Below are 25178 nucleotides of genomic sequence, written 5' to 3' on the forward strand. Positions count from 1 at the left end.
GCAATAAGAAAGCAATACTCACAAGTAAGCTAGTTTCTGAAAAAGCCATCACTTAAGAGGCAACAGTCATCCTTGACTGCTTGTTCTCCATTGAAAAACCCTGAAGCACTGAAAAGATACTCATCTCGACTTCCCCCAATGAGCTTTAAAGGTTGAGAAAAGAGCTAGATCCCCCAGCTAAGCATTTCACCCAAGATTTCGATGAAAATGGCTTACCTATGGCGAAAAGCTGCATCACGAGATCTCGGTCATAGACAACTAAACCATGATCACAGGAAGTTTAAACTGGTCACCCATTCAGCTCACACCAACGATAAAATTCCACTGGTGGACCACTCACCCAAGCTTGCTACTCATTTCACAAGTGAGATTAGGCGGATATGGCGAAGTACTGAGCTGGAACTCACCACTCAAATACGCCAGACGAAGAAACAGAAATCAATCTGCGAAAGCAGGGTGGAGGAAAATTTAATATGACCTGGGTAGTAGCTTTAAGAGTGACTTAAGAGTGACTTAAGAATGACTTAAACGACTTAGAATTTACTCAGAAATAGCGATGGCACTGAGTGAATCAAAAGAGAATTCAGAATCTCTCATCAACTGGCCGTCATCAGGAGTGTCTGCAGGCTTGCCAACAACTTCTCGTGAGCGAACCTGAGAACCCGTTTATCTGGAAGTTCGCAGGCAAATCACTTTTAGCTCTAGGGCAGTTTGAAAAAGCTCAACATTTCCTAGCCAAAGCTCATCAGCTCGACAGCACCGATCCCGAAATACTCAAAGACATTGGCAATATTTTCAATGCCCTTCAAAACGACATGGAAGCGATAAGGCTTTATAAAGCAGCTCTATCCATCGATCAAAATTATGCAGCAGCAATCAACAATCTTGGATTAATCGCTAAGCGACAAAGAGACCTCAGCACCGCAGAACAATTAGTCAAGAAAGCTGCAGATTTAGAGCCATCATTTGCACCATATCATCTCAACCTAAGCAGTATTTACAAAGACCTCGGCAAGCTTGATCAAGCTCTTACTTCCACTTTGAAATTCCTAGAGCTCAAACCTAATAACCCCAATGCCTACATGAACCTGGGCAGCATCTACAAAGACCTCGGTAACCTTGATAAAGCTCTTGCTTCAACATTGAAATCCTTAGAGCTCAAACCTGATAACCCCAATGCCCACATGAATCTGGGCAGCATTTACAAAGACCTCGGCAACCTTGATCAAGCTCTTGCTTCAACATTGAAATCCCTAGAGCTCAAACCTGACAACCCAGATGCTCACATGAACCTGGGCAGCGTATACAAAGATCTTGGCAAACTTGATCTAGCTCTTGCTTCAACATTGAAATCCCTAGAACTTAAACCTGATAACTCCTATGCACATAAGAACCTTGGTGGTATCTACACAGACCTAGCCAAGCTTGATTTAGCTCTTGCCTCCACATTGAAATCCCTAGAGCTCAAACCTGATAACCCAGATGCCCACATGAATCTGGGCAGCATTTACAAAGACCTCGGCAACCTGGATCAAGCTCTTGCTTCCACACTGCAATCCCTTGAGCTCAAGCCTGATAACCCCACTGCCCACATGAACCTAGGCGACATCTACAAAGATCTCGGCAACCTTGATCAAGCTCTTGCTTCCACACTGCAATCCCTTGAGCTCAAACCTGATAACCACAATGCCCATATAAACCTGGGCAGCATCTACCAAGATCTTGGCAACCTTGAACAAGCTCTTGCTTCCACACTGCAATCCCTAGGACTCAAACCTGATAATCCCGATACCCACAAAAACCTTGGTGGTATCTACAAAGCCCTCGGCAACCTTGATCAGGCTCTTGCTTCCACACTGAAATCAGTAGAGCTCAAATCTGATAACCCCACTACCCACATGAATTTGGGCGGTATCTACAAAGAGCTCGGGAACCTTGATCAAGCTCTTGCTTCCACTCTGAAATCCCTTGAGCTCAAACCTAATAACCCCGACACCCTCATAAACCTGGGCATCATCCATAAAGACCTCGGCAACCTGGATCAAGCTCTTGCTTCCACACTGCAATCCCTTGAGCTCAAGCCTGATAACCCCACTGCCCACATGAACCTGGGCGGCATCTACCAAGACCTCGGCAACCTTGATAAAGCTCTTGATTCCACTCTCAAATCTCTTGAGCTCAAACCTGATATCCCCACTACCCACATGAACCTGGGCAGCATCTACCAAGACCTCGGCAACCTTGATCAAGCTCTTGCCTCCACATTGAAATCCTTAGAGCTCAAACCTGACAACCCCACTGCCCACATGAATTTGGGCGGTATCTATAAAGACCTCGGCAACCTTGATCAAGCTCTTGCCTCCACATTAAAATCCGTAGAACTCAAACCTGACAACGCCGATGCCCTACTCAACCTGGGCGGCATATACAAAAAGCAAAAAGATTACGATAAAACAAAGGAGTCATACGAAAAAGCCTACGAGTATGAGCCAACTATTGAAAATGCATGCCTAGCAAAATTAAATTTTCCGTGGAACATAGCCTGCCAAGAAGACGTCGAAAAACTTAGATCTGAATACATCAAAAATGCAAAAGACATCTTTGCAAACCATCAGAAAAAAGCTACAAAAAACTTTTTAGATTTATCGCTATTCATGCTAACTTACCAGAACGGCAGCAATGACAGATATTTTCTGGAAACAGTAGGAAAACTATCAAATCCTTGGCTTGCAATAAAATCAGTACCAGAAGACACAAATAAACGACAACATCCCATAGCAGATGGTGAGCAAAAAATCTCACCTCGAGTTGGTTTTTATTTCGACAATACTGAAAAAAGCCATGTAGCCTTTAGGCATTACTTTAATATAATAAAAAATTGCCATAAAAACGGAATTAAAGTTATAATAATCAAAGGGCCAATGGCAGCCAAACAAAACAGCGATGAACTAGAGAAACACTCATCATACGTCGTACAAATTTATTCAAACTTTGAGCAAGCAGTTAAAACCTTAAGAAGGCTGAATCTACACGTTCTCATATACACAGAAATTCATTCATCTCCTGCGCCATACTGCTTAGCTCACAACAGAATTGCACCAATTCAAGCAGTACTTCCAGGCAATTTAATAACAGCAGGAATCCCCACCATGGACTACTATATTTCAAGCGAATACATGGAAACAAGCAATTCACAAGATCAGTACACGGAACAGTTAATCAAACTCAAGGGAATGCCTTGGGGCATCACCGATATTTCTAAGCCTAGCCATGAAAAGACTCGAAGCAATTTCGGCCTTCCCAGACAATCTCGCATATTTGGCTTATTGCATAATTTGATAAAATTTCATCCAGACTGGGACGATTTACTTGAAAAAATAGCGCAAAACAGCGAAGATACAATTTTTATTCTGACAGGAAAAGGCAGCAAACCCAGTCTCTTTCTTAAGAATAGATGGAGAGATAGTGCGCCAATATTTTTGTCTAAATGCAAATTTTTTGACCAAATGCCAAAAGACGACTATTTAAATTTACTGGCATGCGTTGATGTAGTACTCGATCCAATTCATATGGGCAGCGGTACAACTTCGATTGATGCTCTCAGTATGGGCATTCCGATTATCACAAAACCAGAAGATCATCCTCGAACACGTCTTGTGTATGGATTATATAAAATTATGGGCATTAACAATGCTCCAATCGCGCAAACAGAATCAGACTATTTCACTTACTGCACTAGATTACAAAGCAACAATCAAGAATACGCTGAACTCAAAGAATTAATTAAAAAGAACTATCCCAAGGTTATAACTTCAAGCCACCAATCAATAAATCAAATCACAGAGGAGATAAAAAAGCTAACAAAGCAATCAAATTAAGACACATGCAATCTTTGCGAATAACGCAAAATAGCCACATGCAATGCATCAAAAAGATATTCATTAATAAAAGAAAAATTTATTAATTTGCGACCATTCAAAACATGAAAAAGAGATCTTTGCGGCAATCAAGACCTCTTCACTTAGAATTTTATTAAAAAACCTCAAGACAGCTGATCAATTTCGTAAACTTCTTGCAAAGGACTAGTTTGCTTTCTAGTGATGACTGTAGGCATCATCCGATAGGTATGAATCAAACTGACTCATACTGCAGGCAGTTACAGAGCTAGACGAGCGATTCCCTCTCTGCCATAGCTCCACAATCGTAGCTGGAGTGGGACCATGAGGCAGAGCGAAGGTCAAGAAATTAGTCAGCTTCATCGAAGACAGAGCTGTTTTATCAACAAGCTCCCCTGATGACCAAGGAAATGAACGCGCTACTGAAGCAGGCTTAGCAAATGAACTGGGAGCTCGCCTGTTCCATCGGAGCTTCCAGAAAGCACAACATATAAAATAGAACTTTGCCCTCTCACACGAGAATTGACCATAATGGTTATTAAAAGACTGCTTCACAGGCACTAAAACATATGCTTAAAATAGTTAAAGCAGAGATTTGTGATTTGACAAATAGCAATTTAGAATCAATATACAACTGGAGATTCAAAGAATATCGATGCTTTTTCGCAACTGAATATGTACCATCCTTTCAAGACCACAAGGAGTTCATATCCAAGGAAATAAAGGAAAATTCTGTGAGTTGGTTTTTTGGTTATTTCCAAGAAAAAATAGTATCATGCTGCTGTATTGAGAAACGCTCGCACAAAATAAATAGCGACAGATTTACCATGATTCTAACAAGAGTCATGGTAAATCCAAGATGGAAAAGAAAAGGATTTGCCCGGCAAACAATATCGCACGGCATTGAATGCGTGAGAAGAAATAGAGAAAAATACAGAGTAGTGCTAGAAGTATTTAATACAAATTCCAATGCGATTAAACTCTACGAGAAAATGGGTTTTGTGGACACACAATCAAAAGGAAGAATGAGGACGATGGAGCTCCGACATGATTAAAAAACATTACTAAAATCTCGCGCAATCCTGTTACTAGATGATTAAATTTTACCTAAAAGAGTAGGCGAATAAATGCCGACCTATTTGGCTTGATTGAGCTGAATTTCATTACAACAATCTCCTCTTCCCAGAAACGTTCTCCCTTAGGTATTAGCCAAGTCTCTCGTTGGTATTACGCTGTTCTGGATAAAAAAACAGATGCCCAACAGCACTGAGGACAACACAAGCTGAAGCGGCAGCATGCCCATTACGTGAGTGGCATGAAACGAAGGAAGCACTAGTGCAACCGTCAATCCCAAGCCAGAATGCCTCCAGTGTTGAGCGATCCCCGTGAGACTGCCACTGATCCTGTTGGGGTTTGCCTTGGTGTTGCCTACAGCTGCTCAGGCCCAGCAGAAAAAAGTTCCCTTCCCGACACGGGAGGAATTGCGTTCACTGCAGTTGCTGGCCTACAGCTGCTCACGCGCCAACGATCAGGACAGCTGTGGCAAGACTCGCAATCTTGCCGATCCACTCATGGACCACCCCAGACTGTCGGCAGCATGCAAAGACAACATCTGGGAACTAATTCAGGCTTCACAGGTTGTGTCCTCCAACAGCTTCCAGCGCCGCGACAGCATCGACCGACCTGCACGCCGGCTGACGCTGGTCTGTTCAGAGCCTGAAAAACCGAAGCAACCTACTGCACCAACCAAGACCTGAGACTTGAGATCAGCGGATGTGAGCGAAGCTCAGGAATCAGCTCTTTCACATCTCCTTCAGCGAGCCCATGGCTGGACATCCTGGATTCCAGGCGTTTCTGAAAGTGCTTAACACCATCTCTCTCTTCAGACAGCTGGCCAGCATTGGAGGAATTGATGTCAATAACGCCTCAGCCGCCGTTACCGCTGGAAGGTAGCTGCGACAAGTGGTCGCGCCGGCAACCCTAAACAGCATCTGGCGTGTAAAGGTTCTTGGTATCCGCTCCCGTCAGGGATGACCGCCTCCGCCTCGGCCGAACCCGCTCAAACCTTCGTGCGGCTCGAAGCCCCTTTTACCGACCAAAAGCCAGGAACCTCCGGATTGCGCAAAAGCAGTGCGCAGTTTGAGCAGCCGCACTACCTCGAAAGCTTTATTGAGGCTGTGCTTCGCACCCTTCCAGGCGTGCAGGGAGGCACGTTGGTTCTTGGAGGCGACGGGCGTTACGGCAATCTGCGCGCCATCAATGTGATCCTGCGCATGGCTGCGGCTCACGGCCTGAGCAAGGTCATCACCACCACCGATGGCATTCTCTCCACACCGGCAGCCTCAAACCTGATCCGCAAGCGAGAGGCCATCGGAGGGATCATTCTCTCGGCCAGCCACAATCCAGGCGGCCCTCATGGTGACTTCGGAGTGAAGGTGAATGGAGCCAATGGTGGCCCCACACCGGGATCCTTCACCGATGCGGTATTCGAGTGCACCAGGTCATTAGATCAATACACCCTTGTTGAAGCTCCCGAGCTGAATCTCGGAACTCCAGGAACGCACAGCATCGGTGCGATGGAGGTCGAGATCATCGATGGCGTCGATGATTTTGTGGCGTTAATGAAGCAGTTGTTCGATTTCGATCAAATCAAAGCTTTGCTGGCCAGCGATTTCCCGCTGGCATTTGACGCCATGCATGCCGTGACGGGTCCCTACGCCAAACGTGTCTTCGAGGATCTGCTGGGGGCCCCATCAAGCAGCGTGCGCAATGGCATTCCACTCGAAGATTTCGGCGGCGGCCATCCGGATCCCAACCTCACTTACGCACACGAACTTGCGGATCTTCTGCTCAAAGGAGACGACTACCGCTTCGGTGCTGCCTGCGACGGTGACGGCGACCGCAATATGATCCTCGGGCACCACTGCTTCGTCAATCCCAGCGACAGCCTGGCCGTGCTGACCGCCAACGCCACGCTGGCGCCGGCCTATGCAGCAGGCTTGGCAGGAGTCGCCCGCTCCATGCCGACCAGCTCCGCTGTTGATGTGGTGGCGAAGGAACTGGGCATTGAATGCTTCGAAACGCCAACGGGTTGGAAGTTCTTCGGGAATCTGCTGGATGCAGGCCGCATCACTCTCTGCGGAGAAGAAAGTTTCGGCACTGGCAGTAACCACGTGCGTGAGAAAGACGGTCTCTGGGCCGTGCTGTTCTGGTTGCAGATCCTCGCGGTGCGCCGTTGCAGCGTGGCGGAGATCATGAGCAACCACTGGAATCAATTCGGTCGTCACTATTACTCACGTCACGATTACGAAGCGGTGCCCAGTGAGGCAGCACATGGCCTCTATGAACGACTTGAAGGTCTCCTCCCTGGGCTCATAGGGCAGAACTTCGCTGGTCGCAAAATCACTGGTGCAGACAATTTCAGTTACACCGACCCTGTTGACCAGTCGGTGACTCAGGGTCAAGGCTTACGCATCCTTTTAGAGGATGGCAGCCGCGTTGTAGTGCGCCTATCGGGCACGGGTACCAAGGGGGCCACCATCCGGGTGTACCTCGAGAGCTATGTACCAAGCAGTGGTGATCTCCATCAGGATCCTCAGATCGCCTTGGCCGACATGATCAGCAGCATCAACTCGCTGGCGGAGATTCAGCAGCGGACAGGAATGGATCGACCCACCGTGATCACCTGAGCGTCAACGACGCCGCTTCCCCTGCAAAGTTGTCTTATTCGAGCGGTACTCCTCCTCGGGTGCACTCTCCTGGAGCTGACGCATGCTTTCGATCGATGAACCAAACAGTACGGCGGAGAAGGTCACGACTGCATAGAGATAAAACAATCTTGCTGTGGGGAGATCGGCAGGGGTGTTGCGGATGAATGTGTTGAGAAAAATCGAGAGCACGACGCCGATACCTGCACCAATGAACGCAGCCCAGAGAACTTTGAAACCGTTGAATCGAGAAGGGTCATCATTGCGGGAGTGAGGCCTCGGAGAGCGACTCATGAGCTGATCAGTCTCGAACCATCCGAGCGCCCGAGCAGAGACTTGAGAACGACATAAAACACCGGGACAACGAACAACGAGAGAACGGTGGCGATCAACAGACCACCAAACACCACAGCACCGAGGGACGTCTGGCTACGGGCGCCGGCGCCACTGGCGAAGACCAGCGGAATGAAGCCAAACAGCGAAGAGATTGCCGTCATCAGGATCGGCCTCAGACGGGAACCTGCAGCAAAACGAGCGGCCTCCAGGGCATTGGCACCGGCCTGCATCCGCTGATTGGCCATATCCACGATCAGGATTCCGTTGCCAGCCGCCAAACCGATCAACATCACCAGGCCCACCTGGGCATAGACATTGAGCACCTCACCCCTCAAGGCCAGAAAGGCGAGCGCACCCAACATGGCTGTGGGTACCGTCATCAGAATGATCAGCGGATCGGCGTAGCTTTCGTACTGCGCAGACAGCACCAGGTACACCGCCAAAATGCCAAGTGCAAAGATCACCACCGCAAGAGCACCGGCCTTCACTTCCTCACGAGAAATTCCGGTCCAGTCGAAACTGAGGCCCTGGGGATTGATGGTCTCAAAGATCCCCTTCATCGCTGTAATCGCCTGACCGGAACTCTTTCCGGCCGCAGGAGTGCCTTCAATCTTGATCGCTCTATAGAGATTGAAGTGAGGGACCACCGTGGGGCCGAGCGTTTCATGCACACTGAAAAACTCCGCCAGCGAAATCAGTTCACCATTGGAGCTCTTGACGTAAAGAGCTGACAGTCGCTCGGGGGTTGCACGACTTTCAGCATCGGCCTGAACGTAGATCCGACGCACCTTGCCCTCCTGGAAGGTGTCGTTCACATAGAGGCCACCGAAGTTGATACTGAAGGTCTGCATTGCAGTACCGAAGTCGACATCAACAGCGGCCATTCGATCGCGATCCACCTGAATCTCGATCTGAGGGGATTCAGGCGCAAACAATGTGTAAACGCGTTCAAGATCAGAATCGCGATTGCCCTGCTGAATGAGGCGCCCCGCCGCCCCATAGAACTCAGGCAGGCTGTAGCCCCCACCGCTCTGATCCAGGAGCTGAAATTCGAAACCACCGCCTGTTCCATAGCCAGGGATCGCAGGTGGTTCCACCACAACGACTCTGGCGTCATCCACTGAACGTGCCAACTTCTGATTTAGCCGCTCCACGATGGCCGCAACGGTCTGATCAGGTTCCTTCCTGTCAGCCCAGTTTTTAGTTCCGAAGAAGAACAGGCCCTTATTGGGACTATTACCATCCAAGCTTGCGCCACTGAACAGCGAAGCCGACGTGATGTTGTCTTCAGTACGCAGCACTGCGGCCACCTGCTCATTAATCGCCTCGGTGACCTGGGTGGAAACGCCTTCCGGAGCCTGGACAACTCCAATCGCGTACCCCTGATCTTCGATCGGCACGAAGCCACCGGGGATAGCCCGGAAAGCAACGGCCGTGAGCAGAATGCCGATACTGAGCATGCTCATCACCAGTCGACGTCGACTGAGAGCCCACTCCAAAGCGGAGGCGTACCGGCTCTCCATCACGGCATAAAGGCTGTTGAACTTGGCGAAAATAATCGGTGTGAACCAACCCAGGGCCAAGCCCAAAGCTGGATAGACGGTCACCGGGATGACGCGGCTCACACCAACAAGAATCAAGCCGGTGATGGCACCGCCAATGGTGAACGGCAGTGTGATGGGTCGATCGATGAAGCGCCCCAACAGCAGACCCATCAAGGCAGCAACCGCCAGCGGAATCAGCGCCAAAGGCGCTCCACGACCGACCACCAGCAATCCATACACAAAACCGATCACTGTGCCGGCGATGGCATAGTTCCGCCGTCCGGGATCCTTCGCTTCACGCGCCAGCAGTAGTGCTGACAACATCGGTGAGAAGGTGAGCGCATTAAAGGTAGAAATGGCGATCGAGAAGATCACCGTGGCCGCGAACTGTTTGTAGATCGTTCCCGTCGCACCAGGGAAAAACAGAACTGGCAGGAACACCGCGAACTTCACCAGCGAGGTGGCGATGATCGCTGAGAACAGCTCGTCCATGGTGGCTTTCGCCGCCTCCAGGGCCGTCATCCCCTCCCATTTCTTGGTGGAGGTGTCCTCGATCACAGTGATCGCATCGTCGACCACGAGCCCCGTGGCCAACACAAGACCAAACAGGGTGAGTTGATTCAGGGAAAAGCCAAACCCGAGCACCAGTCCGAAAGTACCGATCAGTGCCACGGGGATCGCGATCCCCGGTACAAGGGTGGCCTTCCAGTTTTGTAGGAACAGGAAAAGAATCAGAACCACGAGCACCACCGCATCCCGCAGAGAATTCACCACGCCCTGGATGGAGGCGGAGATGAAGTCGGTGTTGTCGTAGACCTTCTCCATTTTCATGCCCACCGGCATAGTCGTCTCAAAGTCGGCCAACACCTGTTTCACACCATCCGACACCTCGAGCGCATTGCTGCCTGACAGCTGATAGACGGCAAGACCAACAGTGGGAACACCGTGAAGATCGGTGGCGCTCACGGAATAGGTCTCACCACCGAGTTGCACGCTGCCCACATCTTTGAGGCGAACCAGACCACCTCCCTCGACGGTGCGCACCACCATGGACTCAAAGTCCTCCACGCTGCGCAGACGACCCTGAAGCTGAACAGTGAACGTGAACTGCTGTCCCTGCGGTGCCGGCTCGCTCCCGACTTGGCCTGCAGAAACAAGGCGGTTCTGACTTTCAAGCTGACTGACAACATCGGTGGAGGTGAGACCGAAGCTGGCAAGCTTGTCGGGATCTAACCACAACCGAAACGCCAGTTTGCGATTGCCGAAATAAGTGAGTTCACCAACGCCGCTGACTCGCTTGATGGCATCGGTGAGGTTCAGATCCAGCAAGCCGCTGATCGTCTCTGCGCTGTAGGTAATCCGATGCGGATCCTCGCTACCGAAGTTGTAAACGAGCAGGATCGAGTTCGATGCCTTGTTGACGGTGACACCCGCCTTGCGGACTTCATCAGGCAGCTGAGGTTCCGCTAGTGACACCCGGTTCTGAACATTGACCTGGTTGATGTCGCCATTAGAGCCGCTGGCGAAGGCCACATCGATTGAACTAATCCCGTCTCCTGAACTGGTGGACTTGATGAAGTCCATGTTCTCGACACCATTGATCTGCTGCTCAAGAACACTGGTGACGCCCTCCTCAACCGAGACAGCATCGGCGCCGGTGTAGTTGGCCCTCACCTTGACGGTAGGAGGAGCAATGTCAGGGAGATTCTCGATCGGAAGAATTGGAATCGCGATCAATCCCACGATCACGATCAAGAGGCTGCAAACCGTTGTGAGAACCGGTCTGGTGATGAAATTATTAGAGGCGGACATGACTCAGTCGCTCAGTTCTGCACCTTCACCGGGACACCGTGACGCAGGCTCAGAAGATTGCTGATGATCACGTTCTGCCCCAGCTTCAAGCCTTTGGTGACGGGATAGCGTTTGTTCTGCAGGGGACCGAGATTGACCGGCGTTTGTAGGGCAAACCGGGTCTCGCGGGAAATGACGCCGCGCTCCATCCCGCGCTTAATCCTGGCCAGATCGGCCTTGCCAGGCTGCGCTTCCAGTTCCTGGAGTGTGCCGAGACGGAACACGAAACTCTGCCCAGAGGTCTGCGTCACAGCAGCAAAGGGAACGGACGGTTCCTGACGGGATTCCAGCTGAACCCGGGTGCGCAACCTCTGACCATTGCGCAGCGTTCCCTCTGGATTAGGAAACTGCGCCCTCACAAGAAGGGCCTGTGTTTGGGAGTTAATCCCAGGATCAACCGACATCACGGAGCTCCTGGCCATCACCTCGTTACGGCCAGGAAGACTGAGCAACACCGGCAGACCAACCCTGATGCGATCAGCCAAGGTGGACGGCACCTCCACCTTGGCCTCCAAGGTGTTGTTTCGAATCAGCTTGGTGAATGGGTCGCCATTTCTCACCACATCCCCGACCTGCACGGAGACGTCTGCCACTGTCCCAGCGATCGGTGACTGAAGATTGCTGTAGGCCAGGGTTGCCTCTTGAGCTCTGACCTCTTCTCTCGAGGCGATGTAGATCGCTCGCCGCTGATCACGCTCCGAGGCTTGCACGGCACCAAGAGGCAACAGGAATTCATAGCGTTTCAGCTCTAGAAGATCCTTCTGCTCTTTGGCTTTCAACCCGGCCAGCCTGGCCTGCTCCTGAGCTTGATCGAGGGTCATGAGCAGCTGCCCAGCGGACACCCGATCTCCCTGCGCGATTTTCAATTCGATGATCCGGCCTGATGCCAGAGCTGCCAGCTGAACCAGATCACCGGCCTCCAGCGTGCTCACCGTGTCGACATCCTCTGTGAATACAGCCTCAGTGACAGCAGCTTGCCTCACTTCTGGCATGGGCCTCTGGGCATCGCCCCCATCACCGCAGGCACCGAGCATGATGCTTACCAGTGCCAGGGGAATGACGGAACGGTTCAGACGCACGGGCACAACTCGGACGGCCGCATTATGACCGCGCTGATGACATCGAAGGCTCAACTTGAGCAAGAATCGTCTCAGCAGGAACTGACGCCGTAAGCGGACCTTTGAAACAGGATCTGTTCAGCCATCACGGGGAAGCTGCGCGGCGGAGGCAGGCACCGCTCGCCGATCGCCTGCGGCCGCGCAATCTCGATGAATTCGTTGGGCAGGGAGCAATTTTGGCGGAGGGGCGCCTGCTGCGCCGAGCCATCTCGGCTGATCGAGTCGGAAATCTGATCCTGCATGGCCCACCAGGGGTCGGGAAGACGACATTGGCGCGCATCATCGCCAATCACACAAGAGCCCATTTCAGTTCTCTCAATGCCGTGCTTGCCGGTGTGAAAGACCTGCGCTCCGAAGTGACCGATGCCGGTCAACGGCTCGAACGCCATGGACTTCGAACCATTCTGTTTATCGATGAGGTGCATCGATTCAACAGCTCGCAGCAGGATGCATTGTTGCCTTGGGTGGAGAACGGCACACTCACGCTGATTGGTGCCACCACAGAAAACCCCTTTTTCGAAGTCAACAAGGCGCTGGTCAGTCGGTCCAGGTTGTTCCGCCTGCAGCACTTAGAGCCGGAAGACCTCAGTCGATTACTGCAGACAGCGCTGCACGACAAAGAACGTGGCTACGGCGACCGCCATGTGGAGATCAGCGCTGAAGCATCGGCCCATCTCGTCAATGTGGCGGGAGGTGACGCACGCAGCCTGCTCAATGCGCTCGAGCTAGCCGTGGAAAGCACCCCTGAAAGTCACCAGGGAGTGATCAACATTGACCTTGGCATTGCTGAGGAATCCATTCAGCAGCGCGCAGTGCTGTACGACAAGCAGGGTGATGCGCACTTCGACACGATCAGCGCATTCATCAAATCCCTGAGGGGCTCGGACGCCGACGCAGCACTGTTCTGGCTGGCACGGATGATCGAAGCCGGTGAAAACCCACGCTTCATTTTCCGGCGCATGCTGATCTCTGCCGGCGAAGACGTGGGCCTCGCCGACCCCCAGGCCGTGGTGGTGGTCGAGGCCTGCGCCGCGGCCTTTGAGCGCATCGGACTGCCGGAGGGTCTTTATCCACTGGCCCAGGCAGCTCTCTACCTGGCATGCACTGAAAAAAGCAACAGCACCAGCGGCATGTTCGAAGCACTGCGTCAGGTCCGTGAAGCGCAGCGTCAGGAGGTGCCTCCCCACCTTCGCGACGCGAACCGTGATGGCGATGCCTTCGGGGACGGCAAGGGCTATCGCTACCCCCATGCTTTTCGTGAACACTGGGTAGCTCAGCAGTACTTACCCAGTGCCCTTCAGGGTGAAGCCTTCTGGTCACCAAGTCGCCAGGGCTGGGAAGGACAACGACGTGAACGGATGCTGGAACGGCGTGCCGCTCAGCTGGCGGCATCAGCAGAGGCTGTCGATGAACATCCGCTATTGGTCAGCAGCGGACCGGAGCAACCTCAACTGGAGCGTTGGCTGCAACGTCAACTGTCCGTGGATGGAGAACGCCTGCAGGCGCTTCGACAGCGACTTTGGTCCGATCTCTCCTGGCAACGCACGGATCGTGTGCTGATTCTTGGCGGTCGGTCACTACTTTGGTCGCTTGATCCCCTTGGAGCCGTGGCCGAGGGTGGCCTCACGATTCTCTGTGCATCCTCAACGGAACAGCTGCGACTGGAGGCGCAGTTGCAGCTGCTGGATCCTCTCAATCAACCGGTGATTCTTGCCGATGCTGCTGAACTGGAGCGACTGAGCCTTGACTATCAGTTCGAAGTGGTGGGGGGTCGACTGAACCAGGAGGATCTCAAAGCTCCTGACCTTGAGACGTTCTGGGCCAGGGTGAGCTCCCGCTCAACAAGCGGCGCGCAGCTGAGGTTATTGCTGAGTGAACCACAACTCGGGCCCGCTGGGGGACTGCTGGAGCTGCTCGTCAAAGAAAGGAAGGCGAGCAAGCCAAGTTCATCGCTGCAGACCCTGGCTGCACTGGAATCCATCTGGCTGAGTCAGGCGGAACAGCGTCAGCTGCTGCTAAACCACCTGGAGCGGTGCGGCTGGGTGATGAACCAGAGCAGCTGGCAGGAATCGCTCAAGCTATCCATTGAGCCGAGCCTGATCGAACGATGGCTCGGAGAAGACCGCCCTTACCGCCGGGCTCTTGAAGAAACCGGTGAGGCGAGTGACTCCGCACTGTCGGAGCTGCGTCGCGAACTTTTGAAGCAACGTGGCAAACATCTTCCTCAGAGTCTTCGTCACTGGCGAATCGAAGGTCGACTGGCTTAAGGGGCTTCCATCAAAAGAAGCCATAAAAAAAGCTCCGGCAATGCCGGAGCTGAAAAAGAAAGTCGATGAACCCGTGAGGGTTCCCAACAATCACCAGAGGCCGCGAACAGGAGCTGCAGAACGAACTGGCTCAGCGGGAAGGATCTGATTGGCCTGCACACAAGCGGGCAGGAACACATACCAAGACAGCAGGGATGTGGACTGAGGCTCATCAAGACCGTCCTTACAGACGTTCTGGGAACCGTCAGAGACACCGTTGTCGTTCAGACGGAAGTCAACGGGGAGCTGCCTCATGATGCCGGCTGAGGAGATTTCTCCATCGGCTGCATCAAGGATGATGGCGGAGCGAAGAGCGACCACGGCGGTCTTCTTCTTCTGCCAGTAGGGGAAGTAGCTGCGAGTCTGGTCGTCCAGGAACTTCACGCCATCGGCGGAATACAGGAAGCGAGAAACACCAACCAGATCTACGTCGTAGCTCTTGGTCATGCCCTCTTGAATTTCATCAGCAGTCCAACCGGAGTTGTTGATGCCTGCTTGAAGGGCACGGTCAGTGATTTCGCCATCGTTAAAGAACTTGGCGAAAGCTGAGGCTTTGGTGGTCCAGACAGCGCCACCTGACACCCAGCGCACGGGGCGCTTGGTGCCAGCTTCAGCGGCGACAGCCAGAGTGGAAATGGAAGCGGCGGCGAGAGCGCCGGCTGCAAAACGGGTGAACACGGACGGCGAGAAAAGACGTCTTTTTAATCCTATCCACAGGAAAAAGAGTTGCCAACAAAATCACCGCCTAAAAGCGCAAATGGGGACAAATTCGCCTCATAAGGATCACCCAAGCAAGACTCATGAATCTCAGTGGATGCATGGATCTCGTGATGAAGCATCGTTGTTGATTCGTTGATCGAGTGAGGTTGTTCCCTCAGGTCATTGATGTCACTTGACCTGATGATTATTCACGCTGTGCAGAGCAGACAGTCCTGCAGAAATGCCTGCTCTGCAACGACAACTCCAAGACGCCATTCCCCCTGAGACCTCAACTGGGCAACAACCTTGAGATCCAAACCGCGATGCAGGGCAGCACAAAGGCTGGAGCTCACCTCCCAAAATCCAAGATCCCGAGCAAGGGATCCTCTCTGCCACTTGATCGCAGCCTCCTTGACCAGCCACCGATCCAGAACCTGCTGTCGCAGCTGATCCCCCTCCAATCCCCCCAACTCACTCTGCTCAGACTCGGTGAAGAAACGGCGCATCAAGGCGGCCGCGGCATGGAGCTTTCGGTCAGCACGCTCCAGGTCAACCCCGATGGGCTGTTGCGACCAACCCAACAGACAAGCGTCAACACAGTGACTGAGGCTCACATAGCCCCAGTCGTCGGAGAGCCGAGGTGGAGCAGCCGGTGGAGCAGTCAGCGGCACCTGCATTGGGCTAGCACCATGCAGCGTGGCCAAACAACTGCGCATCCAGCTGCGTGAAGCCAGGAAGTGCTGGGCTCGAGACGCCGTCAATCCTGCAGCCCAAGCGCGCTCTTGATTGCTCACCACAAGTTCACCGGCAGCAGCATCAGGGCCGATCGGGTGCATCCACAACGCAGTTACGCTGCCGCCGACAGTCCGGCTACCCATGACTCTGCAGATCGGCGATCCCGCCCCTGACTTCACACTTCCAGATGAGAACGGCGAGCCCCTCACACTTTCATCTCTGAAAGGACAACGAGTGGTGATCTATTTCTATCCGAAGGATGCCACCCCAGGCTGCACCAAGGAAGCGTGCAACTTCCGCGACCGCTGGGGCGACCTCAAGGCCCATGGCATCAAGGTGTTGGGTATCAGCAAGGACAACGCCGCATCCCACACACGCTTCATCGCCAAGCAGGAACTTCCCTTCACCCTGCTCACCGACGAAGAACCATGTGCTGTGGCCAGCAGCTACGAGAGCTATGGCCTAAAGAAATTCATGGGCCGTGAGTTCATGGGAATGATGCGTCACACCTTCGTGGTGGATGCTGAGGGCAAACTTGAGCTGATCTATACAAAGGTCAAAGCGGCTTCAATGGCCGATCAAGTGCTCAGCGATCTGGGGCTGGGCTGACCAGCGTCACCAGCGACTGCATCACAAGATCAGGGGCATAGTTGAGCTCAAGCCCCTGCGTCTGCAATTCTCGGACCAGCAATGGAGCATCTCCGCCGCAGAGCCAAAGCGGAGAGGAATCGAGCTCTTGGGCTCGGAGAATTAGACCGACGAGACTTTCGATCACTCCCCGGCGCATCGCCTCGCACGAATCCCGAGGAAACGACACGTCATCGCAGGACTCCTGCCTCTGGTCGTCAGGATCTGTAAGCGCCTGAGTGCCTGCAGCCATGGCCTGCAACTGCAACCGCAATCCAGCGGCAAGCCAGCCGCCATTGAATTCGCCGCCTGCAGTCACCCGCGTCAAGCTGAGCACGGTGCCAGCATCAACAACTTTTACTGGGCCAACCCCTTTTGACTGGGTCCAGGCGCCCCATCCCGCAAGCGCCCTGTCGATGCCAAGCCATGGCGGTGCATTTCGAAGCGGAATCGCATCGAGACAGAGCCGAGTGTCAGGCCTAAGCAAGGGATGGACAGGTACAGGTCCCACTGCCGCCCACGAGCAAAGCGGGGAAAAGCCAGACAAAACCGACGGCTGCGGCTGGGAATGGCTGTAGCTCCAGGCACCGCTCCTGGATTGCACAGCCCAGTGCCAGCGACTATTACCGATCAGCAGACAGCGCTGCTCAGAGGGCATGGTCAGATGCCATCGCCCATCACTCCGGGCACGTGAATTCCGCACTCCTGACGCTGTCCGCCGAAGCGGGTGCCGCGGCCCTCAGACTCAAGGCCGTCGGGAGCACTGGAATGCCAGTCGCCAACAGTGGAGTACCCCTGATCGAAGAGCGGATGCTGAGGCAGATCATGCTCCTGCATGTAATAGAAGACATCCCGATTGGTCCAGCGCAACAAAGGGCGCAGAGACAGACGCTCACGAATCGGATCGAGCACGGTCATGGTCTTGCGCAGCTCTGTTTGGCCACGTCGCACGCCACTGGCCCAGCAGCTCACCTCGCGTCCACTAAGTGCTTCCTCCAGCGGCTCCACTTTGCGAAGACGCAGATACAAATCCAGATCCTGCTCTCGTCCGGTCTCCCAAAGCCTGCCGTGGACTGCTTCCATCCGGGCAGGAGACACCGAAGACTGCGCCACAACGAGCTGAGTGCCCAGTCGCTCACACAGAGTGCTGGCGTAGCGATAGGTCTCTGCAGGCAGATATCCCGTGTCCACCCAGATCACAGGCACGGTGTCTCCTCCAGAGAGGCGACTGAGCATATGCAGCAACACTGACGACTGGATACCAAAGCTGGTGGTCATCGCGAAGCCGGAACCGAATCGATTGAGAGCCCACTGCAAACGCTGCAGCGGCTCCAGCAGCTCCAGCTCTGCTCGCAGGGTCTCGAGGCCTGCGGCCGCAAGGCCCGAATCCACACCGCCAGCGGTGCTGATCATGTCTGTGGTGCCCTGGCTCATGCACTCCATCCTCCAATGCCGAGGTGACCACAGGTCTGCCTATGGTTTCAGTACGCACCAGAGAATGCCTTGACTCCCCCTGCCAGCGGGCAAGTTCAACCGATCGTGGTGATCGGTGGTGGATTCGCCGGATTGTCGACGGCGCTTGCCTTCAGTCGCCTGCATCCAAGACCAGCGATCGTGCTGATCGAACCTCGTGACCGCTTCGTCTTCGTTCCTCTGCTCTACGAATTACTGAGCGGAGAACTCAAGGGATGGGAAGTTGCACCCAACTACGCATCCTTGCTGCAGGGGCATGGGATCAGTCACCTGCAGGACCGTGCGAGCTCCATCGATCTCGATACCCGGTGTGTCACCACAACATCGGGCCGCGCCCTGCATTACAGCCAGCTTGTTTTGGCTACAGGTGCACAACCCGCGGACTTTGGGATTCCAGGAGTCCGCGACAATGCCCTCAATTTTCACACTCTGTCTGATCTGCAACCTCTGCAGGACCGACTGCAGGAGCTGCGTCGGCGCCCGTCAGGCAGTAGCTCCCTCGTGATTGCTGGTGCTGGTGCCACAGGAGTTGAACTGGCTTGCAAGGCCGTGGACCTGCTCAATGGAGCCGCCACGGTGCAACTCGTTGAACTCGGTGATCAGATCTTGCCTAGATCGAAAGCCTTTAACAGGGAGCAGGCCGAGAAAGCCCTGAAAAAACGTGGTGTCACCGTTCACCTCAACACCAAAGTGGACTCGGTGACAGCAACTTCCGTGATCCTGAGCGGAGCACAGGGCTCATCTCAACTAGACCATGACGGACTGATATGGACCGCAGGCAGCCGACCCACCATTCCGGAAATCTCTCCCAAGCAGGCGCTTCATCAAGGGCGACTGCCAGTCACTGAATCGCTCCGTCTGCAGGCCTACCCGGATGTTCTGGCACTCGGAGATATTGCTGTGAATCCCAATGCAGACCTGCTTTCCAGCTGGCCACATTCGGCTCAGACGGCCATTCAGCAAGGTCAGTTTGCAGCCAAAGCGCTCAAGGCAAAGCTTCAGAACAGTGAGACAAACGCCTTTGTGTTTAAGGATCTCGGCGAAATGCTCAGCCTTGGCGTTGGAGATGCCTCGATTACCGGATTAGGACTGACCCTCGCTGGCCCTCTGGCCTTCAAGCTACGCCGACTGACCTATCTGACCCGGTTGCCAGGGCTTTCGCTGGGGCTTCGCGCAGCCGGAGCCTGGCTGGTCAGTCCTTGAAACAAGCTCACCTGGCAGGACGAACCAGGGGGCTGCGTCCATCACAGCTCAAACAGCTGGATCGTCTCAGCCATCGTCGTCACCCTGATGATTCCGGCGCTGACGCCTTCACGCTGGAGCGGCTCGCAGAGCTGGCTGTAAAGCTTGAGGAAACGCTGCATCTGCTGATCGACGACCGTGGCGTTTGCCGCCTGCTTTGGGTTGGCCCACTTGGAGAATCCGATCGACTGGACCGACATCTTCAGGGCGGCTCCAGGCGTCGGTCCAGGCAATGGCGCCTGATCAGCACACTGCATGAGCGCCGTTCTCCGGAGCTGGTCCCTGATGGTCGCGATGCGGTGATCGCCCTAGACGTTCAGCCCGAGTCATGGCTGCGGTATCAGGCCGTGATCTCTCGTAGTGGGATCCGTTCCGGTGCCCTATGGGTTCCGGATCACAAAGCCGGTGGCGGCTGGAGTTGCGGCGAAACAGGCGATCTGACGATGCTCTGCCGCTGCGACACCCCTGTCGGGAATGCCGATCGGCGTGGCGAAACACTGCAGGGAACAGAAGAGCCCACTGCAACGGTGGAGCAGGTGCTGCTGCTCACTCTCACCGGCGCGGACCCAGCACGAAACGAGCGAGAACTGGCCGAACTGGAGGGGTTGACCCGTAGTGCTGGAGCAAAAACGGTTGCAGTCTGCCGCCAGCGTCAGGGACAGATCAACCCTCAGACCCTCTGGGGTACGGGCAAGCTGCAGGAGGCTGCCCTGGACATCCGCAAGCACGGCGCCACGCTTGTCATTACCGACAGAGAGCTCACTCCTGTTCAAGCCAGAAACATGGAGCAGCTTCTGGACAGTCCTGTGATGGATCGCAGCGAGCTGATCCTCGACATCTTTGCCCAGAGAGCCTCCAGTGCTGCAGGTCGCCTGCAAGTGGAACTGGCTCAGCTCCGCTACCGACTTCCAAGGCTTAAGGGACGCGGATTGAGCCTGTCTCGGCAAGGGGGGGGCATCGGCACCCGCGGGCCGGGAGAAACACAGCTCGAAAAAGACAGGCGTGCCATCAGCCGCCGCATCGAACATCTGGGTCGGGAATTGCGCCAGCTAGGGGCGCACCGAGCCAGGCTCAGAGAGGGACGCCAGGACCTACCTGGTGTGGCCCTGGTTGGGTACACAAATGCTGGCAAGTCGTCGCTGCTCAATGCGCTCTGTAATCGCGCTCCGGGAGGACCGGTCCAAGCCGAAAACATCCTGTTTGCAACCCTTGATCCCACAACACGTCGTCTCTGCTTGCCAAGGGCTGGAGCCGCACCGCGTGAACTGTTAATCACCGACACGGTGGGCTTCATTCGTGAACTACCGGCGCCCCTGATGCAAGCCTTCATGGCCACGTTGGAGGAAACACGCAATGCAGACCAGCTCCTGCTGGTGGTGGATCTCGGTGATCCCGACTGGCAGGGACAACTCAAAGCTGTTCACGCCATCCTCGATGGTCTTGGCTGTGAGCAGCCCAGACAGGTGCTGGCTAACCAGATCGACCGGTGTCATGCAGGAGCCCTGGAGCAGATCCGTGAACTGGAACCCGAAGCCCTCTACCTCTCCGCCACTCTGGGAACAGGCCTGAAGGGTCTGCGAACATGGCTTGAACAGACGTTCTGGGAGTCCACACCAGAAACAGTCAGCCCACCTGTCACGGAGCCAACAGGCGCACCCCCCAATGGTTGAGCTCAGTGCCGCTCTTCAGAACGGAGACGCTCTGATCACTCTGGCTGTGCTGCTAGTCGCGGTGGCCCTATTCATCAGCGGAGCAATGGCACCCGAACTGGTAGGGCTGCTCTGTGTGTCGCTGCTGATGATCGGTGGCGTGCTCACCCCTTTACAGGCACTGAGCGGCTTCGGCAGCCCAGCACTGATCACGCTGATGGGACTGTTCGCCGTTTCAGCAGCCCTGTTTCGCAGCGGCGCCCTTGATCGACTGAGAGAACTGATTGCATCCGAAAGCATCCGCACGCCCAGGCGCATGGTGGGCTTGCTGACCCTGGTGGTGGCGCCGATCTCTGGCGTGGTGCCCAACACCCCGATTGTGGCCAGCCTGCTTCCGGTGCTGGAGTCCTGGTGCCAGAAGCGAGGGATCGCGACATCCAGAGTGCTTCTACCTCTTTCATTCGCCACACTTCTGGGGGGCACCCTGACCCTGCTCGGCAGCTCAGTGAATCTGCTGGCAAGTGACATCAGCCAGCAACTGGGATACGGATCCCTCGATCTGTTCAGCTTCAGCGCCATCGGAGTGCCGGTTTGGCTTGCCGGAGCGAGCTACATGCTGCTTGCCCCTCGCACATTGCTGCCAGACAGAAGTGCCCCCGATGATCAGCTCAACACCAACTCGTCGCTCACTGGATACTTCACCGAAGTCACGATCCCAGGCTCGTCCTCCCTTGTCGGACAAACCCTGCGGCACAGCCGTCTGCAACGTCGCTTCGATGTGGACGTTCTGGAGCTGCAAAGAGGTAGCGAGCGAATTCTTCCACCCCTGGCCGACCGCTGCATCGAGGCCGAGGACCGCCTGCTGCTGAGAGTCACCCGCGAAGATCTGCTCCGACTGCAACAAGAGCACACGATTCAGCTGGCCACCTCCAGTCGTCCTTCCGCTGATCAACCCGCCGTGGTCAACACTGAACCGGCCTTGTCCAGCCAAGGTACAGACGGTCAGAAAACCGTTGAGGTGCTGCTACCTGCTGGGTCCACACTAGCCGGTGCAAGCCTGCGGGAGCTGCGCTTTCGACAACGCCACAACGCAACGGTACTGGCACTGCGCCGTGGTCAGCAAACGGTTCAAGAGCGACTTGGCCAGGCCGTTCTTCGTGAAGGTGATGTTCTGCTCTTGCAAGCTCCGCTGGATGCGATCCGAGGGCTTCAGGCGAGTAACGATCTGCTGGTGCTCGACCAGCTTGAAAACGATTTACCCACCATCCGCCGCAAACCTCAGGCCATCACCATCACGGCTCTGATGCTGCTGGTCCCCACAGTCACCGCCGTGCCTCTGGTGGCCGCCGTGCTACTGGCTGTTGTCCTGCTGGTGCTGATGGGATGCCTAAGAACAGGTGAGGTGCAGCGCTCGATCAGGCTGGACGTCATTCTTCTGCTCGGGTCCCTCTCCAGCTTCAGCGTGGCTCTGCAAACCAGTGGCCTGGCCAACGCAATGGCCTCCGACATGGAGAGACTGCTGCTGAACTGGCCGTCTTACTGGGCGTTACTGGTGATTTTTCTAGCCACCAACCTGATCACCAGTGTGATGAGCAATGCAGCCTCGGTGGCACTGCTGGTTCCCGTGGCAACTCAACTCGCCCCCTCTTTGAACCTTCCCCCCCAGGCTCTTTTGCTCACGGTTCTGTTCGGAGCCAGTCAGTCGTTCCTGACTCCAATGGGATACCAGACCAACCTGATGGTTTTCGGACCAGGGCGTTACCAGTTCTTCGATGTGGCTCGCTATGGGGCTGGTCTCACATTGCTGATGACCTTTCTGGTCCCAGGACTGATCCTCTCCCAGGCGGGAGGTCGCTGAGCGCATGGCACTGCCTCGAGCCATTCATCGCACTCAGGCGTGGTATCGGCGCCTCACGGTGCCCCAGTTCACGGTCGTGACGGGATTGCTGGTGATCACCATCGGGACACTGCTGCTGTCGAGCCCGCTCTGCTCCAGCACGAGTGTCGGACTCTGGGAAGCACTCTTCACAGCCACCTCCGCGGTCACCGTGACAGGCCTCACCGTGATTGATGTCGGCAAGGATCTAACCGTCGTCGGTCAGGCCGTTTTAGCGGTCATGATCCTGGTGGGAGGTCTAGGCCTGATGGCGATCACCACTTTTCTTCAGGGGTTCGTGGTGCGGGGAGCCTCCCTGCGACGTCGCTTGGATCGTGGCCAGACCCTCGATCAATTCGGAGTGGGTGGCGTCGGCGGCACATTCAGAAGCATTGCCCTCACTGCAGCGGTGCTGATCATGGTGGGCGCCGTCGTGCTCTACAGCTACGGATTTTCAGACCTTCCTGCGGGTGGAGAAAGGCTGTGGGCATCGGTGTTTCACAGCATCTCGGCCTACAACAACGCAGGTTTCGGCCTCTGGAACGACAGCCTCGAGAGCTACCGGACAAATCGGGTGGTGAATGCTGTGATCATGCTGCTGATCGTTCTAGGAGGCCTCGGCTGGCGTGTGACCAGCGATCTCTGGAGCAACCGACAACGACTTAAACGCCGCAATCTCAGTCTTCACACACGACTGGTTCTGAGAACGTCGATTCTGCTGATCCTGATCGGGACCTTCGGGCTGCTGCTGACTGAATCCCTTTCCAAAGGGCACATCCTCACCACGATGGGCTGGCCTGAGAGGCTGATGAGCGCCTTGTTCGAATCCGTGAGTGCTCGAACAGCGGGCTTCACCACTGTTCCGCTCTCAGAGCACAGTGTTTCTGACTCCGGACTGTTGCTGCTGATGGCATTGATGTTCATCGGAGCCAGCCCTGGAGGCACCGGTGGAGGCATCAAGACCACCACGGTGGCAGCACTGATGGCCGCCACCCGATCCACACTTCGCGGTCAAGATGATGTCGTTATCCGGCATCGTCAGATTCCCGACAAAGTGGTGCTGAGGGCAGTAAGCATCGTGATGGCGTCGCTGATGTTTGTGCTTGTGATGGCACTGCTTCTCGCCCTGACCACCAATCAGAACGGCGAGGAGCCACTCACCTTCCTGGAACTGCTGTTCACCTGCATCTCAGCGTTTGCCACCGTGGGGATGGATCTTGGAGTGACGGAACAGCTGGGGCGGTTTGGACAGCTAATCCTGGTTGTGGGAATGTTTGTGGGCCGACTTGGAATCCTGCTGCTGCTGAGTGCCATCTGGGAGAGCTTCGACCGAAACCAGCTGCAGCGCCAGAATCGGATCGGTTATCCCCGTGAGGATCTCTATGTCTGAACGCGACTCATTGGGGCTAATGCCATGAGGGATTGGTGGCACTGGTCGCCTGCTGAAGACAGCGACCCCCGCAGCTTCGGAATCGTGGGCGTCGGACGCTTCGGCAGTGCTGTTTGCCGCCAGTTGATGCAGAGCGGGGCAGACGTACTTGCAGTGGATCGTTCCTCGAAAGCGATCGAGGAACTCAGGCAACTTGAGCCGTCGATCGAAGCAAGGGTCTTGGACTGCACCGATGAGGAATCACTCAGGGAAGCGGGGATCCTCGACATGGACACTGTGGTTGTAGCGATCAGTGAACCGATCGAAGCCAGCATCACGGCCACCCTGATCGCCAAAGACAGCGAGGGCACTCGAGTTCGCCGGGTGATTGCACGGGCCACCAGCGATCTGCACGAAAAAATGCTGAAGCGCGTCGGTGCCGACCGCGTGGTGTTTCCCTCGCGGATGCAAGGAGAGCGTTTGGGTCTTGAGCTAGTGCGACCCAACCTGATGGAGAGGTTGGAGCTGGACGAGCTCAACTCGATCGAGGAGATCAAAGTGCCAGAGCGCTTTGTTGGACTGTCGCTGCGCGATCTCAACCTGCGTAAGAACTACCGAGTCAATGTGCTGGCCGCCGGTCCCGCTGCGGACTTGATGGTCAATCCACCCGCATCACACGTTCTGATGGAAGGCCACGTTCTGGTGGTGATGGGGTTGACGGATGACCTTCAAAACCTCCCCCGCACCTGA

18 protein-coding genes are annotated in these 25178 nt (G+C 54.9%); 11 read left to right on the forward strand and 7 right to left on the reverse strand.

The window, feature by feature from the left end:
- Positions 1–644: 644 nt before the first annotated feature.
- From SynBIOSU31_RS12670 to SynBIOSU31_RS12685, 4 genes are all read left to right on the forward strand, one after another.
- The gene (locus tag SynBIOSU31_RS12670; protein WP_186490557.1) at positions 645–3878 is read left to right on the forward strand and encodes a tetratricopeptide repeat protein; all 3234 of its coding nucleotides are present in this window, start codon (positions 645–647) and stop codon (positions 3876–3878) included.
- Positions 3879–4465: 587 nt separating this feature from the next.
- The gene (locus SynBIOSU31_RS14950; RefSeq protein WP_186490559.1) at positions 4466–4951 is read left to right on the forward strand and encodes a GNAT family N-acetyltransferase; all 486 of its coding nucleotides are present in this window, start codon (positions 4466–4468) and stop codon (positions 4949–4951) included.
- 330 nt (positions 4952–5281) lie between these two features.
- On the forward strand, positions 5282–5653 hold the full coding sequence (locus SynBIOSU31_RS12680) for a hypothetical protein (protein ID WP_255477242.1): 372 nt from the start codon (positions 5282–5284) through the stop codon (positions 5651–5653).
- Between the two features lie 273 nt (positions 5654–5926).
- Positions 5927–7585 (forward strand): alpha-D-glucose phosphate-specific phosphoglucomutase, encoded by a 1659-nt coding sequence (locus tag SynBIOSU31_RS12685; RefSeq protein WP_186490561.1) that lies wholly within the window; start codon positions 5927–5929, stop codon positions 7583–7585.
- Positions 7586–7588: 3 nt separating this feature from the next.
- On the opposite strand, the gene SynBIOSU31_RS12690 is transcribed toward SynBIOSU31_RS12685, so the two are convergent.
- Genes SynBIOSU31_RS12690 through SynBIOSU31_RS12700 form a run of 3 tightly spaced genes read right to left on the reverse strand, consistent with a single transcriptional unit; the run spans position 7589 to position 12368 of the window.
- The gene (locus tag SynBIOSU31_RS12690; RefSeq protein ID WP_186490563.1) at positions 7589–7897 is read right to left on the reverse strand and encodes a hypothetical protein; all 309 of its coding nucleotides are present in this window, start codon (positions 7895–7897) and stop codon (positions 7589–7591) included.
- Entirely contained in the window at positions 7894–11295 is a 3402-nt protein-coding gene (locus SynBIOSU31_RS12695) for an efflux RND transporter permease subunit (RefSeq protein ID WP_186490565.1), read from the reverse strand. The genes SynBIOSU31_RS12690 and SynBIOSU31_RS12695 overlap by 4 nt, the downstream gene beginning before the upstream one ends.
- Before the next feature lie 11 nt (positions 11296–11306).
- Positions 11307–12368 (reverse strand): efflux RND transporter periplasmic adaptor subunit, encoded by a 1062-nt coding sequence (locus SynBIOSU31_RS12700; protein ID WP_186493063.1) that lies wholly within the window; start codon positions 12366–12368, stop codon positions 11307–11309.
- Positions 12369–12514: 146 nt separating this feature from the next.
- Here SynBIOSU31_RS12700 and SynBIOSU31_RS12705 point away from each other — a divergent pair, with 146 nt between their 5' ends.
- On the forward strand, positions 12515–14719 hold the full coding sequence (locus tag SynBIOSU31_RS12705) for an AAA family ATPase (RefSeq protein WP_186490567.1): 2205 nt from the start codon (positions 12515–12517) through the stop codon (positions 14717–14719).
- Positions 14720–14809: 90 nt separating this feature from the next.
- Here the strand turns inward: SynBIOSU31_RS12705 and SynBIOSU31_RS12710 are convergent, their stop codons facing one another.
- Entirely contained in the window at positions 14810–15436 is a 627-nt protein-coding gene (locus tag SynBIOSU31_RS12710) for an alpha/beta hydrolase (RefSeq protein WP_186490569.1), read from the reverse strand.
- A 230-nt stretch (positions 15437–15666) separates the two neighbouring features.
- Positions 15667–16335: a 4'-phosphopantetheinyl transferase family protein gene (locus tag SynBIOSU31_RS12715; RefSeq protein WP_255477244.1), complete on the reverse strand. Its 669-nt coding sequence runs from the start codon at positions 16333–16335 to the stop codon at positions 15667–15669.
- Between SynBIOSU31_RS12715 and bcp the strand changes: the two genes are divergently transcribed.
- Complete coding sequence (bcp, locus tag SynBIOSU31_RS12720; protein WP_186490571.1) at positions 16334–16801, forward strand: thioredoxin-dependent thiol peroxidase; 468 nt, start codon at positions 16334–16336, stop codon at positions 16799–16801. The two genes, SynBIOSU31_RS12715 and bcp, sit on opposite strands and share 2 nt — an antisense overlap.
- Here the strand turns inward: bcp and SynBIOSU31_RS12725 are convergent.
- Positions 16779–17477 carry a type III pantothenate kinase gene (locus tag SynBIOSU31_RS12725; RefSeq protein ID WP_186490573.1) on the reverse strand — a complete coding sequence of 233 codons (699 nt, stop codon included), beginning with the start codon at positions 17475–17477 and terminating at the stop codon, positions 16779–16781. The two genes, bcp and SynBIOSU31_RS12725, sit on opposite strands and share 23 nt — an antisense overlap.
- 2 nt (positions 17478–17479) lie before the next feature.
- Positions 17480–18253, reverse strand: a complete 774-nt coding sequence (locus SynBIOSU31_RS12730; RefSeq protein WP_186490575.1) for a phosphoadenylyl-sulfate reductase — start codon at positions 18251–18253, stop codon at positions 17480–17482.
- Between the two features lie 69 nt (positions 18254–18322).
- On the opposite strand from SynBIOSU31_RS12730, the gene SynBIOSU31_RS12735 reads away from it, so the two are divergent.
- Genes SynBIOSU31_RS12735 through SynBIOSU31_RS12755 form a run of 5 tightly spaced genes read left to right on the forward strand, consistent with a single transcriptional unit; the run spans position 18323 to position 25178 of the window.
- Positions 18323–19495, forward strand: coding sequence for an NAD(P)/FAD-dependent oxidoreductase (locus SynBIOSU31_RS12735; RefSeq protein WP_186490576.1), 1173 nt, complete (start codon positions 18323–18325; stop codon positions 19493–19495).
- A complete protein-coding gene (gene hflX / locus SynBIOSU31_RS12740; protein WP_186490578.1) occupies positions 19492–21204 on the forward strand; it encodes a GTPase HflX in 1713 nt (570 codons plus the stop codon). The genes SynBIOSU31_RS12735 and hflX overlap by 4 nt, the downstream gene beginning before the upstream one ends.
- Entirely contained in the window at positions 21197–23041 is a 1845-nt protein-coding gene (locus SynBIOSU31_RS12745; protein WP_186490580.1) for an SLC13 family permease, read from the forward strand. The genes hflX and SynBIOSU31_RS12745 overlap by 8 nt, the downstream gene beginning before the upstream one ends.
- 4 nt (positions 23042–23045) lie before the next feature.
- A complete protein-coding gene (locus tag SynBIOSU31_RS12750) occupies positions 23046–24449 on the forward strand; it encodes a TrkH family potassium uptake protein (protein WP_186490582.1) in 1404 nt (467 codons plus the stop codon).
- Positions 24450–24473: 24 nt separating this feature from the next.
- Positions 24474–25178 (forward strand): potassium channel family protein, encoded by a 705-nt coding sequence (locus tag SynBIOSU31_RS12755; RefSeq protein WP_186490584.1) that lies wholly within the window; start codon positions 24474–24476, stop codon positions 25176–25178.

This window comes from Synechococcus sp. BIOS-U3-1 (assembly GCF_014279975.1).
Taxonomy (GTDB): Bacteria; Cyanobacteriota; Cyanobacteriia; order PCC-6307; family Cyanobiaceae; genus Synechococcus_C.

Bases quoted from the DNA above. Each gene is read 5' to 3' on its own strand.
- SynBIOSU31_RS12695 (WP_186490565.1), bottom strand. From the start codon at position 11,295: ATGTCCGCCTCTAATAATTTCATCACCAGACCGGTTCTCACAACGGTT.
- SynBIOSU31_RS12700 (WP_186493063.1), bottom strand. From the start codon at position 12,368: ATGCTCGGTGCCTGCGGTGATGGGGGCGATGCCCAGAGGCCCATGCCA.
- SynBIOSU31_RS12730 (WP_186490575.1), bottom strand. From the start codon at position 18,253: ATGAGCCAGGGCACCACAGACATGATCAGCACCGCTGGCGGTGTGGAT.
- SynBIOSU31_RS12750 (WP_186490582.1), top strand. From the start codon at position 23,046: ATGGCACTGCCTCGAGCCATTCATCGCACTCAGGCGTGGTATCGGCGC.
- SynBIOSU31_RS14950 (WP_186490559.1), top strand. From the start codon at position 4,466: ATGCTTAAAATAGTTAAAGCAGAGATTTGTGATTTGACAAATAGCAAT.
- SynBIOSU31_RS12745 (WP_186490580.1), top strand. From the start codon at position 21,197: ATGGTTGAGCTCAGTGCCGCTCTTCAGAACGGAGACGCTCTGATCACT.
- SynBIOSU31_RS12690 (WP_186490563.1), bottom strand. From the start codon at position 7,897: ATGAGTCGCTCTCCGAGGCCTCACTCCCGCAATGATGACCCTTCTCGA.
- SynBIOSU31_RS12725 (WP_186490573.1), bottom strand. From the start codon at position 17,477: ATGCCCTCTGAGCAGCGCTGTCTGCTGATCGGTAATAGTCGCTGGCAC.
- bcp (WP_186490571.1), top strand. From the start codon at position 16,334: ATGACTCTGCAGATCGGCGATCCCGCCCCTGACTTCACACTTCCAGAT.
- SynBIOSU31_RS12715 (WP_255477244.1), bottom strand. From the start codon at position 16,335: ATGGGTAGCCGGACTGTCGGCGGCAGCGTAACTGCGTTGTGGATGCAC.
- SynBIOSU31_RS12755 (WP_186490584.1), top strand. From the start codon at position 24,474: ATGAGGGATTGGTGGCACTGGTCGCCTGCTGAAGACAGCGACCCCCGC.
- SynBIOSU31_RS12685 (WP_186490561.1), top strand. From the start codon at position 5,927: ATGACCGCCTCCGCCTCGGCCGAACCCGCTCAAACCTTCGTGCGGCTC.